At 57.8% G+C, this 10,416-nt stretch carries 22 protein-coding genes; all 22 read left to right on the top strand.

The window, feature by feature from the left end:
* On the top strand, positions 1-1,173 hold a 1,173-nt coding region (gene tuf, locus BM046_RS14570; RefSeq protein WP_090540766.1), incomplete at its 5' end, for an elongation factor Tu.
* A 153-nt stretch (positions 1,174-1,326) separates the two neighbouring features.
* On the top strand, positions 1,327-1,638 hold the full coding sequence (rpsJ, locus tag BM046_RS14565) for a 30S ribosomal protein S10 (protein ID WP_044501102.1): 312 nt from the start codon (positions 1,327-1,329) through the stop codon (positions 1,636-1,638).
* Between the two features lie 94 nt (positions 1,639-1,732).
* Complete coding sequence (rplC, locus tag BM046_RS14560) at positions 1,733-2,371, top strand: 50S ribosomal protein L3 (RefSeq protein ID WP_090540751.1); 639 nt, start codon at positions 1,733-1,735, stop codon at positions 2,369-2,371.
* Positions 2,372-2,383: 12 nt separating this feature from the next.
* Positions 2,384-2,986: a 50S ribosomal protein L4 gene (gene rplD / locus BM046_RS14555; RefSeq protein WP_090540749.1), complete on the top strand. Its 603-nt coding sequence runs from the start codon at positions 2,384-2,386 to the stop codon at positions 2,984-2,986.
* On the top strand, positions 2,983-3,279 hold the full coding sequence (rplW, locus tag BM046_RS14550) for a 50S ribosomal protein L23 (protein WP_090540747.1): 297 nt from the start codon (positions 2,983-2,985) through the stop codon (positions 3,277-3,279). Before rplD ends, rplW begins: the two co-directional genes overlap by 4 nt.
* Positions 3,280-3,293: 14 nt before the next feature.
* Complete coding sequence (gene rplB / locus BM046_RS14545) at positions 3,294-4,118, top strand: 50S ribosomal protein L2 (protein WP_090540745.1); 825 nt, start codon at positions 3,294-3,296, stop codon at positions 4,116-4,118.
* 15 nt (positions 4,119-4,133) lie between these two features.
* Entirely contained in the window at positions 4,134-4,409 is a 276-nt protein-coding gene (rpsS, locus tag BM046_RS14540; protein WP_090540742.1) for a 30S ribosomal protein S19, read from the top strand.
* A gap of 12 nt (positions 4,410-4,421) precedes the next feature.
* The gene (gene rplV / locus BM046_RS14535) at positions 4,422-4,754 is read left to right on the top strand and encodes a 50S ribosomal protein L22 (protein WP_090540741.1); all 333 of its coding nucleotides are present in this window, start codon (positions 4,422-4,424) and stop codon (positions 4,752-4,754) included.
* Between the two features lie 9 nt (positions 4,755-4,763).
* Entirely contained in the window at positions 4,764-5,444 is a 681-nt protein-coding gene (gene rpsC / locus BM046_RS14530; RefSeq protein WP_090540740.1) for a 30S ribosomal protein S3, read from the top strand.
* 11 nt (positions 5,445-5,455) lie between these two features.
* Complete coding sequence (gene rplP, locus BM046_RS14525) at positions 5,456-5,869, top strand: 50S ribosomal protein L16 (RefSeq protein ID WP_090540738.1); 414 nt, start codon at positions 5,456-5,458, stop codon at positions 5,867-5,869.
* A complete protein-coding gene (rpmC, locus tag BM046_RS14520; protein ID WP_090540736.1) occupies positions 5,869-6,060 on the top strand; it encodes a 50S ribosomal protein L29 in 192 nt (63 codons plus the stop codon). Before rplP ends, rpmC begins: the two co-directional genes overlap by 1 nt.
* 2 nt (positions 6,061-6,062) lie before the next feature.
* Positions 6,063-6,326 carry a 30S ribosomal protein S17 gene (rpsQ, locus tag BM046_RS14515; RefSeq protein ID WP_090540734.1) on the top strand — a complete coding sequence of 88 codons (264 nt, stop codon included), beginning with the start codon at positions 6,063-6,065 and terminating at the stop codon, positions 6,324-6,326.
* Positions 6,327-6,369: 43 nt separating this feature from the next.
* Positions 6,370-6,738, top strand: coding sequence for a 50S ribosomal protein L14 (rplN, locus tag BM046_RS14510; RefSeq protein WP_088277353.1), 369 nt, complete (start codon positions 6,370-6,372; stop codon positions 6,736-6,738).
* Positions 6,739-6,749: 11 nt separating this feature from the next.
* On the top strand, positions 6,750-7,064 hold the full coding sequence (gene rplX / locus BM046_RS14505) for a 50S ribosomal protein L24 (RefSeq protein WP_090540732.1): 315 nt from the start codon (positions 6,750-6,752) through the stop codon (positions 7,062-7,064).
* A gap of 17 nt (positions 7,065-7,081) precedes the next feature.
* Complete coding sequence (gene rplE, locus BM046_RS14500; protein ID WP_090540729.1) at positions 7,082-7,621, top strand: 50S ribosomal protein L5; 540 nt, start codon at positions 7,082-7,084, stop codon at positions 7,619-7,621.
* 9 nt (positions 7,622-7,630) lie between these two features.
* Positions 7,631-7,936 (top strand): 30S ribosomal protein S14, encoded by a 306-nt coding sequence (gene rpsN, locus BM046_RS14495; RefSeq protein WP_090540727.1) that lies wholly within the window; start codon positions 7,631-7,633, stop codon positions 7,934-7,936.
* Positions 7,937-7,974: 38 nt separating this feature from the next.
* Positions 7,975-8,367: a 30S ribosomal protein S8 gene (gene rpsH / locus BM046_RS14490; RefSeq protein ID WP_090540722.1), complete on the top strand. Its 393-nt coding sequence runs from the start codon at positions 7,975-7,977 to the stop codon at positions 8,365-8,367.
* A gap of 12 nt (positions 8,368-8,379) precedes the next feature.
* Positions 8,380-8,910 carry a 50S ribosomal protein L6 gene (rplF, locus tag BM046_RS14485; protein ID WP_090540719.1) on the top strand — a complete coding sequence of 177 codons (531 nt, stop codon included), beginning with the start codon at positions 8,380-8,382 and terminating at the stop codon, positions 8,908-8,910.
* Positions 8,911-8,921: 11 nt separating this feature from the next.
* Entirely contained in the window at positions 8,922-9,272 is a 351-nt protein-coding gene (gene rplR / locus BM046_RS14480; protein WP_090540717.1) for a 50S ribosomal protein L18, read from the top strand.
* 10 nt (positions 9,273-9,282) lie between these two features.
* The gene (gene rpsE / locus BM046_RS14475; protein WP_036993694.1) at positions 9,283-9,786 is read left to right on the top strand and encodes a 30S ribosomal protein S5; all 504 of its coding nucleotides are present in this window, start codon (positions 9,283-9,285) and stop codon (positions 9,784-9,786) included.
* 6 nt (positions 9,787-9,792) lie between these two features.
* Positions 9,793-9,975, top strand: coding sequence for a 50S ribosomal protein L30 (gene rpmD / locus BM046_RS14470; RefSeq protein WP_044501138.1), 183 nt, complete (start codon positions 9,793-9,795; stop codon positions 9,973-9,975).
* 3 nt (positions 9,976-9,978) lie between these two features.
* A complete protein-coding gene (rplO, locus tag BM046_RS14465; protein WP_090540715.1) occupies positions 9,979-10,413 on the top strand; it encodes a 50S ribosomal protein L15 in 435 nt (144 codons plus the stop codon).
* The last annotated feature ends 3 nt before the right edge of the window (positions 10,414-10,416 follow it).

Genomic DNA, 10,416 nt, shown 5'->3' with positions numbered 1-10,416 from the left:
AAACCGCACCTGAACGTGGGCACCATCGGTCACGTTGACCACGGCAAGACCACTCTGACCGCAGCCCTGACCCGCGTCTGCGCCGAAGTATTCGGCAGCAGCGGCTCTTCCAAGGGCTACGACCAGATCGACAACGCGCCGGAAGAGAAGGCTCGTGGTATCACCATCAACACTTCCCACGTTGAGTATGATTCCCCGACCCGTCACTACGCGCACGTTGACTGCCCCGGTCACGCCGACTACGTGAAGAACATGATCACCGGTGCTGCCCAGATGGACGGCGCTATCCTGGTCTGCTCCGCTGCTGACGGCCCGATGCCGCAGACCCGCGAGCACATCCTGCTGTCCCGTCAGGTAGGCGTACCCTATATCGTCGTGTTCCTGAACAAGGCCGACATGGTTGACGACGAAGAGCTGCTGGAGCTGGTGGAAATGGAAGTGCGCGATCTGCTGAGCACTTACGACTTCCCCGGCGACGACACTCCGATCATCATCGGTTCCGCCCTGATGGCTCTGGAAGGTCGCGACGACAACGGTCTGGGCACCACTGCCGTCAAGACCCTGGTCGAGACTCTGGACAGCTACATCCCCGAGCCTGAGCGTGCCATCGACAAGCCGTTCCTGATGCCGATCGAAGACGTGTTCTCCATCTCCGGCCGCGGTACCGTGGTAACCGGTCGTGTTGAGCGCGGCATCATCAAGGTCCAGGAAGAAGTGGAAATCGTCGGTATCCGCGAGACCACCAAGACCACCTGTACTGGTGTCGAGATGTTCCGCAAGCTGCTGGACGAAGGCCGTGCCGGTGAGAACGTTGGTGTTCTGCTGCGTGGTACCAAGCGTGAAGACGTTGAGCGTGGTCAGGTTCTGGCCAAGCCGGGCACCATCAAGCCGCACACCCAGTTCGAAGCCGAAGTCTACGTGCTGAGCAAGGACGAAGGTGGTCGTCACACCCCGTTCTTCAAGGGCTACCGTCCGCAGTTCTACTTCCGTACCACTGACGTGACCGGTTCCTGCGAACTGCCCGAAGGTGTGGAAATGGTCATGCCGGGCGACAACGTCAAGCTGGTTGTTACCCTGATCGCTCCGATCGCCATGGAAGAAGGTCTGCGCTTCGCTATCCGCGAAGGCGGCCGTACCGTTGGCGCCGGCGTGGTTGCCAAGATTATCGCCTGATAATCTGACCATAAGCAGAAGCCCCCGGTGATCGGGGGCTTTTGTATTTTGGTTGACACTAGAATGGCGCATCTGTAATATTGCGCCTCCCTTGGATGGGCCCGCCTGTGTCCGGGTGTGCTCTGAAAATAGAAGCTTGGAGTTTCTGGTCAAATGCAGAACCAACAGATTCGTATTCGGTTGAAGGCTTTTGACCATCGCCTGATTGATCAATCTACCCAGGAAATCGTGGATACCGCGAAGCGTACTGGGGCTCAGGTGCGTGGTCCGATTCCTTTGCCGACACGCAAAGAGCGTTTTACCGTGCTGATTTCTCCGCACGTCAACAAAGATGCCCGGGATCAATATGAAATCCGTACCCACAAGCGGGTGCTGGATATCGTTCAGCCCACCGACAAGACTGTCGATGCGCTGATGAAACTGGACCTTGCAGCTGGCGTTGAGGTTCAGATCAGCCTCGGCTGATAGCCCCGAACGACGGGGGCTATCCAGCCGTGTAACGCCCTGAAATGGGCGGCCATAGCGGGTAATAGCCCCGTGCACTTAAGAGGTTTACAACATGACTATTGGTGTAGTCGGCCGGAAATGCGGTATGACCCGCGTTTTCACTGAAGATGGTGTTTCCATTCCTGTTACGGTGGTCGAGGTCGAGCCCAACCGTATCACTCAAGTCAAGACCCTCGACAAGGATGGCTACAACGCCATTCAAGTCACCGTAGGCGAGCGCCGCGCCAGTCGCGTCAGCAAGCCCATGGCTGGTCATTTTGCCAAGGCCAATACTGCTGCAGGTCGCAGCGTATGCGAATTCCGCCTGGAAGACGGTGCAGAGTTCGAAGCTGGCGCAGAAATCAATGTCGGTATTTTCGAAGCGGGCCAGAAAGTAGACGTTACCGGTCAGTCCAAAGGTAAGGGCTTTGCCGGTACCATCAAGCGCTGGAACTTCCGCGGTCAGGATGCCACCCACGGCAACTCCGTGTCCCACCGTGTCCCCGGCTCCATCGGCCAGTGCCAGACCCCGGGTCGCGTATTCAAGGGCAAGAAGATGTCCGGTCACATGGGCGCCGAGCGCGTGACCGTGCAGACCCTGGAAATCGTACGCGTTGACGCCGAACGTAACCTTCTGCTGATCAAGGGCCCGGTACCCGGTGCTCCCGGTAGCGACGTCATTGTGCGCCCGGCAGTCAAGGCCAAGGGTTAAGGGGGAGTTCTCATGAATCTGAATGTAGCTGGTGCGAGCGCGATCGAAGTTTCCGATCAGACCTTTGCCACCGAGTTTAACGAAACCCTGGTTCACCAGGCTGTTGTTGCCTACATGGCCGGTGGCCGTCAGGGCACCAAGCAGCAGAAGACCCGTTCTGAAGTGTCCGGTGGCGGCAAGAAGCCCTGGCGTCAGAAGGGCACCGGCCGTGCCCGTGCCGGTACCATCCGCAGCCCGATCTGGCGTGGGGGCGGTACCACCTTCGCAGCTCGTCCGCGCAACTTCGAGCAGAAGCTGAACCGCAAGATGTACCGCGGCGCCATGCGCTCCATCCTGTCCGAGCTGATCCGTCAGGATCGCCTGGTGGTTGTCGAGAGCTTCGGTGTGGACGCGCCCAAGACCAAGGCCCTGGTTGGCAAGCTGAACGAGCTGAATCTGGATAACGTGCTGATCGTTACCGATAGCCTCGACACCAACCTGTACCTGGCTGCACGCAACCTGCCGCACGTCGACGTACGTGACGTACAGGGCTCTGATCCGGTCAGCCTGATCGCTTACGACAAGGTGCTGATCACTGTACCTGCTGTCAAGAAGTTCGAGGAGATGCTGGGATGAACCAGGAGCGCATTTTCAAAGTACTGCTCGGCCCGCATGTATCCGAAAAGGCTACCGGTCTGGCCGAAAAGCACAGCCAGATCGTGTTCAAGGTGGATACCACTGCGACCAAGCTGGAAATCAAGAAAGCTGTTGAGCAACTGTTCAACGTCAAGGTCGAGAAGGTTTCGACCCTGAATGTCAATGGCAAGACCAAGCGAACCGTTCGCGGCCTGGGCAAGCGTAATGACTGGAAGAAGGCCTATGTAAGCCTGCAGCCCGGTCAGGACATCGACTTCGCCAGCGCTGAATAAGAAAGGGGTACATCATGGCAATTGTTAAATGTAAACCTACTTCCGCTGGCCGCCGCTTCGTTGTAAAGGTCGTTAACTCGGACCTGCACAAGGGTGCTCCCTATGCACCTCTGCTGGAGAAGCAAGGCAAGTCCGGTGGTCGTAACAACAATGGTCGTATCACCACGCGTCATCGTGGGGGCGGCCACAAGCAGCACTACCGTCTGGTCGATTTCCGTCGCAACAAGGATGGCATTCCTGCCACCGTGGAGCGCGTGGAATACGATCCGAACCGTACCGCTCATATTGCTCTGCTGAAGTATGCTGACGGCGAGCGTCGCTACATCATCGCCCCCAAGGGCGTGGTAGCTGGCGATCAGCTGATCAGTGGTGCCGAGGCGCCGATCAAGCCGGGTAACTGCCTGCCGCTGCGCAATATCCCGGTTGGTAGCACCATCCACGCGATCGAACTGAAGCCCGGCAAGGGTGCTCAGGTTGCCCGGAGTGCCGGTGCGTCCGTCCAGCTGGTAGCTCGCGAAGGTGCCTATGTCACCGTTCGTCTGCGCTCCGGCGAGATGCGCAAGGTCCTCGGCGAGTGCCGTGCCACCCTGGGTGAAGCATCCAACGGTGAACACAGCCTGCGCTCCCTGGGCAAGGCCGGTGCCACTCGCTGGCGCGGCGTACGTCCGACTGTTCGTGGTGTTGCCATGAACCCGGTCGACCACCCGCATGGTGGTGGTGAAGGGCGTACTTCTGGTGGTCGTCATCCGGTGTCGCCGTGGGGCTTCCCCACCAAGGGTGCCAAGACTCGGTCCAACAAGCGCACTGACAACATGATTGTCCGTCGTCGCAGCAAGTAATAGAGGGGAAACGACGTGCCGCGTTCTCTGAAGAAAGGTCCTTTTATCGATCTTCACCTGTTGAAGAAGGTCGAAGTCGCAGTAGAAAAGAACGATCGCAAGCCGGTTAAGACCTGGTCGCGCCGTTCCATGGTACTGCCGCAGATGGTCGGTCTGACCATCGCTGTACATAACGGTCGTCAGCATGTGCCGGTTATCGTTACCGAAGACATGGTCGGCCACAAGTTGGGCGAATTCGCTGCCACCCGTACCTATCGTGGTCACGCGGCAGACAAGAAAGCCAAGCGCTAAGGGGACAGGAAGATGGAAGTAGCCGCTACGCTCAAGGGCGCCAAACTTTCTGCCCAGAAAGCACGCCTGGTTGCCGACCAGATCCGCGGGAAGAAAGTAGATGAGGCCCTGAACCTGCTGACTTTCAGCAACAAGAAGGCCGCTGACGTCATCAAGAAAGTGCTGGAGTCGGCCATTGCCAACGCCGAGCACAACGATGGCGCAGACGTGGATGACCTGAAGGTCTCCACCGTGTTTGTAAACGAAGGTCGCTCCCTGAAGCGCATCATGCCGCGTGCCAAAGGCCGTGCTGATCGCATCGTAAAGCGGTCTTGCCACATCACGGTCAAGGTTGCTGACAAGTAGGAGTCGATCATGGGTCAGAAAGTAAATCCGACGGGTATTCGCCTCGGTATCGTAAAACAGCACACTTCGGTGTGGTACGCAGATGGTCGCACTTACGCTGACTATCTGAACACTGATCTGAAGGTACGTCAGTACATTCAGGACACTTTGAAGAGCGCCTCTGTCAGCCGCGTTGATATCCAGCGTCCGGCTCAGACCGCCCGCATCACCATCCACACTGCCCGTCCCGGTATCGTGATCGGCAAGAAGGGTGAGGACGTCGAGAAGCTGCGTCAGGAACTGACCAGCCAGATGGGCGTGCCGGTGCACATCAACATCGAAGAGATCCGCAAGCCGGAGCTCGACGCTGCCCTGGTTGCTCAGAGCGTTGCTCAGCAGCTGGAACGCCGCGTGATGTTCCGTCGCGCCATGAAGCGTGCTGTACAGAACGCCATGCGTATCGGTGCCAAGGGTATCAAGATCCAGGTCAGCGGCCGTCTCGGCGGCGCCGAGATCGCCCGTACCGAGTGGTACCGTGAAGGCCGTGTGCCGCTGCACACCCTGCGTGCCGACATCGATTACGCGACGGCTGAAGCCCACACCACTTATGGTGTGATCGGTGTGAAGGTTTGGATTTTCAAAGGCGAGATCATTGGTGGTCAGCCCGAGGAAGTCAAAGCCGTCGCGACCAAGAAAAAAGCTGCTAAGTAAGGGGTACGCACATGTTACAACCCAAGCGTACGAAGTTCCGCAAGCAAATGACCGGCCACAACCGTGGTCTGGCGCATCGCGGCAGTAAGGTGAGCTTTGGCGAATACGCTCTGAAATCCGTCAGCCGTGGTCGTCTGACCGCGCGTCAGATCGAAGCGGCACGTCGTGCTCTGACTCGTCACGTCAAGCGTGGCGGTAAAATCTGGATCCGTGTCTTCCCTGACAAGCCGATCTCCAAGAAGCCCCTCGAGGTGCGGATGGGTAAAGGTAAGGGTAGCGTCGAATACTGGGTAGCCCAGATTCAGCCGGGCAAGGTCCTGTACGAGATTGAAGGTGTTTCCGAAGAGCTGGCGCGTGAGGCATTTGCCCTGGCCGCTGCCAAGCTGCCGCTGGCAACCACCTTTGTTAAGCGGACGGTGATGTGATGAAAGCGACAGAACTTCGTGAAAAATCTGCCGAGCAGCTGAATGAACAGCTGCTCACCCTGCTGCGCGATCAGTTCAATCTGCGCATGCAGAAGGCAACCGGTCAACTCGGTCAGAGTCACCTGCTGAAGCAGACCAAGCGTGACATCGCTCGAGTCAAGACTGTGCTCAATGAGAAAGGTGGTAACTGATCATGGCCGAGAACTCTATTGTTCGTACTGTTACTGGCCGTGTGGTCAGTGACAAGATGGAAAAAACCATTACCGTGCTCGTTGAGCGCCAGGTAAAGCACCCGCTGTACGGCAAGTACGTACGCCGCTCTACCAAGCTGCACGCGCATGACGAGAACAACGAATGCCGCATCGGCGATATCGTGACCATTCGGGAAACCCGCCCCTTGGCCAAAACCAAGAGCTGGACCCTGGTTCAGATCGACGAGCGCGCGGCGCAAGTCTAAGCCCCGCGCGGTATAGCGGATTATTTAAGGGTCGGAGAAAGTTATGATTCAGACTCAATCCATGCTGGATGTGGCTGACAACAGTGGTGCACGTCGTGTCATGTGCATCAAGGTTCTGGGCGGTTCTCACCGTCGCTACGCTGGCATTGGCGATATCATCAAAGTGACCGTGAAGGAAGCGATTCCGCGCGGCAAAGTAAAGAAAGGCCAGGTGCTGAATGCGGTCATCGTGCGTACCCGTCACGGCGTTCGCCGTACCGACGGTTCGCTGATCCGTTTCGATGGCAACGCTGCTGTTCTGCTCAACAACAAGAATGAGCCGATCGGTACCCGCATCTTTGGGCCAGTGACTCGTGAACTGCGTAACGAACAGTTCATGAAGATCGTTTCCCTCGCGCCCGAAGTGCTGTAAGGAGCCCGGTCATGCAAAAGATCAAACGTGACGACGACGTCATCGTCATCGCCGGTAAAGACAAAGGCAAGCGCGGCAAGGTCCTCAAGGTCCTGGCTGACAACCGCCTGGTTGTGACCGGTGTCAACATTATCAAGCGCCACACCAAGCCGAACCCTATGGCTGGTGTACAGGGCGGTATTGTTGAAAAGGAGGCGCCCATCCACGTCTCCAACGTGGCTATCTTCAACCCTGAGACCAGCAAGGCCGATCGCGTCGGCTTCAAGGTCGAAGACGGTAAGAAGGTTCGTATTTTCAAGTCGACCCAAAAAGCCGTCGACGCTTGAGGGTCCAGGTGCTTACCATGGCTAGATTGAAAGAACATTACCGGAACAACCTGGTTCCCAAGCTCAAGGAAGAACTGGGCCTGAAGAACGTGATGGAAGTTCCGAAGATCACCAAGATCACCCTGAACATGGGCCTTGGTGAAGCAGTAGGTGACAAGAAAGTCATCGAGAACGCACTGGCTGACCTGGAGAAGATCACCGGCCGCAAGGGCATCGTGACCTACTCCCGCAAGTCCATTGCCGGCTTCAAGATTCGCGACGGTTGGCCGATCGGCGTCAAGGTAACCCTGCGCCGTGAGCAGATGTACGAATTCCTGGATCGTCTGCTGTCGATCTCGCTGCCGCGTGTGCGTGACTTCCGTGGTCTGAATGCCAAGTCCTTCGACGGTCGTGGCAACTACAGCATGGGTGTCAAGGAACAGATCATCTTCCCGGAAATCGATTACGACAAGATCGATGCCCTGCGTGGTCTGGACATCACCTTCACCACCACTGCCCGTAACGACGACGAAGGTCGCGCGCTGCTGCGTGCATTTGCCTTCCCGTTCCGTAACTAGGAGTCGCACATGGCCAAAATCAGCATGAAGAACCGCGAGGCCAAGCGCGCTCGTCTGGTTGCCAAGTACGCTGCCAAGCGTGCTGAACTGAAGGCGCTGGTTGGTAACGTCAACGTTTCCGTCGAGGAGCGTTGGAACGCCCAGGTTGCCCTGCAGAAACTGCCGCGTGATGCGAGCCCGGTGCGTCAGCGTAATCGCTGCCGCGTCACCGGCCGTCCGCACGGTGTATACCGCAAATTTGGTCTTTCCCGCATCAAACTGCGCGAAGCTGCCATGCGCGGTGATGTACCCGGTCTGGTCAAGGCCAGCTGGTAAACAAGACCTTACTTACTCGTTTCAGGAGCACCAAGCCCATGAGTATGCAGGACCCGTTAGCAGATATGCTGACCCGTATCCGTAATGCCCAGATGGCTGAAAAGTCCAGTGTCAGCATGCCTTCGGCAAAGCTGAAGGTGGCTGTCGCCAAAGTATTGACCGAAGAAGGCTACGTAGCCGGTTACGAAGTTCAGGGCGACGCCAAGCCTGTCCTGTCCATCGAACTGAAGTACTTCGAAGGCAAGCCGGTCATTGAAGAACTCAAGCGCGTGAGCCGTCCCGGCCTGCGCCAGTACAAGTCCGCTGACCAGCTGCCCAAGGTCAAGGGTGGACTGGGTGTATCGATCGTCTCCACCAACAAGGGTGTGATGACTGATCGTGCCGCTCGCGCTGCCGGTGTCGGCGGCGAAGTACTCTGCACCGTATTCTGATAGGGGGTTACGATGTCTCGCGTCGCCAAGAACCCTGTCAAACTGCCACAGGGTGTAGAAGTAAAGGTTGAAGGTCAGGAAGTATCGGTCAAGGGCCCCAAGGGTGCTCTGAATCTGACCATGCATCCTTCCGTTGAATTGATCCAGGAAGAGGGCGAGCTGCGTTTCGCACCGCGTCCCGGAAGTCCGAATGCGGCCATGGCCGGCACTACCCGTGCTCTGGTCAACAACATGGTTGTCGGCGTAAGCCAGGGCTTCGAGCGCAAGCTGCAGCTGGTCGGTGTGGGTTATCGTGCACAGGCCAAGGGTCAGACTCTGTCCCTGGCACTGGGCTTTTCCCACCCGGTCGAATATCAACTGCCTGAGGGCGTTTCCGTGGAAACCCCCAGCCAGACTGATATCGTCATCAAAGGTATCGACAAGCAACTGATCGGTCAGGTTGCCGCGGAAATCCGCGACTTCCGTCGCCCAGAGCCTTACAAGGGCAAGGGTGTCCGTTACGCCGATGAGATCGTGCGTCGTAAAGAAGCCAAGAAGAAGTAGGGCATAGCAAAATGAGCGATAAAAAAGTTATTCGTCTCCGTCGCGCTCGTCGTTCGCGTCTGAAACTGCGCGAGCTCGAAGCCGTACGTCTGTGCGTATACCGTTCTTCGCAGCACATGTACGCACAAGTGATCTCCGCCGATGGTTCCAAGGTACTGGTCAGCGCTTCCACTCTGGATGCCAGTCTGCGTGGTGGTAACACCGGTAACGTAGAAGCCGCCAAGAAAGTAGGCCAGCTGGTTGCCGAGCGTGCCAAGGCCGCCGGTATTACTCAGGTCTCCTTCGACCGTTCCGGCTTCAAGTATCATGGCCGCGTGAAAGCGCTGGCCGACGCCGCTCGTGAAGGCGGGCTGGAATTCTAAGGGTAGAGCTATGGCTAATTTCGATCAAAAGCGTGACGAAGGTTACATTGAGAAGCTGGTTCAGGTTAACCGCGTCGCCAAGGTAGTCAAAGGCGGTCGGATCTTTGCCTTCACAGCGCTGACAGTAGTTGGCGACGGCAACGGTCGTGTGGGCTTCGGTCGTGGCAAGGCGCGTGAAGTGCCTGCTGCCATCCAGAAGGCCATGGAAGCCGCACGTCGTAACATGATCCAGGTGGACCTGAACGGGACCACCATCCAGTATCCGCTGCGCGCGGCTCACGGTGCCTCCAAGGTATTCATGATGCCCGCCTCCGAAGGTACCGGTGTTATCGCCGGTGGCGCGATGCGTGCCGTTCTGGAAGCCGCTGGCATCCACAACGTACTGGCCAAGTGTTACGGTTCCACTAACCCGGTCAACGTCGTTCAGGCTACCTACAAGGGTCTGAAGTCCATGCAGTCGCCCGATTCCGTGGCGGCCAAGCGGGGCAAGACCGTTGAAGACATCGTGGGGTAAGCTGAGATGGCTAATGCAAAAATCAAAGTCACCCAATACAAGAGCGTGATCGGTCGTCTGCCGAGCCACAAGGCCTGCATCCAGGGTCTGGGTCTGCGTCGCATCGGTCACACCGTCGAAGTCGAAGATACTCCGGCTGTTCGTGGGATGATCAACAAGGTCGCCTACATGGTGCGGGTTGAGGGTTAAGACATGAAACTGAATGATCTGCGTTCCGCGCCCGGATCCCGCCCAGCCAAGCTGCGCGTCGGTCGTGGTATCGGCAGCGGCCTGGGCAAGACTGCCGGCCGCGGCCACAAGGGTTTGACCTCCCGCTCCGGCGGTACCGTCGCTCCCGGCTTCGAGGGTGGTCAACAGCCGTTGCACCGCCGTCTGCCGAAGTTCGGCTTCGTCTCGCGCATTGCGCAGGTAACTGCCGAAATCCGCACCAGCGAGCTGAACAAGCTGGATGTTGATGTCATCGATCTGCAAGCGCTGAAAGATGCCAACATCATCGGCAGCAAGTATGTGCGTGCCAAGGTCGTCCTGTCCGGCGATGTGACCAAAGCGGTCACCATCAAGGGCCTGGCGGCTACCAAGGGTGCCCGTGCAGCAATCGAGGCAGCCGGCGGCAAGATCGAGGAATAAGGA

This window comes from Halopseudomonas formosensis (assembly GCF_900115905.1).
In the GTDB taxonomy this organism is placed as follows: Bacteria; Pseudomonadota; Gammaproteobacteria; order Pseudomonadales; family Pseudomonadaceae; genus Halopseudomonas; species Halopseudomonas formosensis.
This window is presented reverse-complemented; position numbering and strand designations above follow the sequence as displayed.

Excerpts from the sequence above, each read along its gene's own strand:
- rpsJ (WP_044501102.1), top strand. The coding sequence starts at position 1,327 with ATGCAGAACCAACAGATTCGTATTCGGTTGAAGGCTTTTGACCATCGC.
- rplC (WP_090540751.1), top strand. The coding sequence starts at position 1,733 with ATGACTATTGGTGTAGTCGGCCGGAAATGCGGTATGACCCGCGTTTTC.
- rplD (WP_090540749.1), top strand. The coding sequence starts at position 2,384 with ATGAATCTGAATGTAGCTGGTGCGAGCGCGATCGAAGTTTCCGATCAG.
- rplW (WP_090540747.1), top strand. The coding sequence starts at position 2,983 with ATGAACCAGGAGCGCATTTTCAAAGTACTGCTCGGCCCGCATGTATCC.
- rplB (WP_090540745.1), top strand. The coding sequence starts at position 3,294 with ATGGCAATTGTTAAATGTAAACCTACTTCCGCTGGCCGCCGCTTCGTT.
- rplV (WP_090540741.1), top strand. The coding sequence starts at position 4,422 with ATGGAAGTAGCCGCTACGCTCAAGGGCGCCAAACTTTCTGCCCAGAAA.
- rpsC (WP_090540740.1), top strand. The coding sequence starts at position 4,764 with ATGGGTCAGAAAGTAAATCCGACGGGTATTCGCCTCGGTATCGTAAAA.
- rplP (WP_090540738.1), top strand. The coding sequence starts at position 5,456 with ATGTTACAACCCAAGCGTACGAAGTTCCGCAAGCAAATGACCGGCCAC.
- rpmC (WP_090540736.1), top strand. The coding sequence starts at position 5,869 with ATGAAAGCGACAGAACTTCGTGAAAAATCTGCCGAGCAGCTGAATGAA.
- rpsQ (WP_090540734.1), top strand. The coding sequence starts at position 6,063 with ATGGCCGAGAACTCTATTGTTCGTACTGTTACTGGCCGTGTGGTCAGT.
- rplN (WP_088277353.1), top strand. The coding sequence starts at position 6,370 with ATGATTCAGACTCAATCCATGCTGGATGTGGCTGACAACAGTGGTGCA.
- rplX (WP_090540732.1), top strand. The coding sequence starts at position 6,750 with ATGCAAAAGATCAAACGTGACGACGACGTCATCGTCATCGCCGGTAAA.
- rplE (WP_090540729.1), top strand. The coding sequence starts at position 7,082 with ATGGCTAGATTGAAAGAACATTACCGGAACAACCTGGTTCCCAAGCTC.
- rpsN (WP_090540727.1), top strand. The coding sequence starts at position 7,631 with ATGGCCAAAATCAGCATGAAGAACCGCGAGGCCAAGCGCGCTCGTCTG.
- rpsH (WP_090540722.1), top strand. The coding sequence starts at position 7,975 with ATGAGTATGCAGGACCCGTTAGCAGATATGCTGACCCGTATCCGTAAT.
- rplF (WP_090540719.1), top strand. The coding sequence starts at position 8,380 with ATGTCTCGCGTCGCCAAGAACCCTGTCAAACTGCCACAGGGTGTAGAA.
- rplR (WP_090540717.1), top strand. The coding sequence starts at position 8,922 with ATGAGCGATAAAAAAGTTATTCGTCTCCGTCGCGCTCGTCGTTCGCGT.
- rpsE (WP_036993694.1), top strand. The coding sequence starts at position 9,283 with ATGGCTAATTTCGATCAAAAGCGTGACGAAGGTTACATTGAGAAGCTG.
- rpmD (WP_044501138.1), top strand. The coding sequence starts at position 9,793 with ATGGCTAATGCAAAAATCAAAGTCACCCAATACAAGAGCGTGATCGGT.
- rplO (WP_090540715.1), top strand. The coding sequence starts at position 9,979 with ATGAAACTGAATGATCTGCGTTCCGCGCCCGGATCCCGCCCAGCCAAG.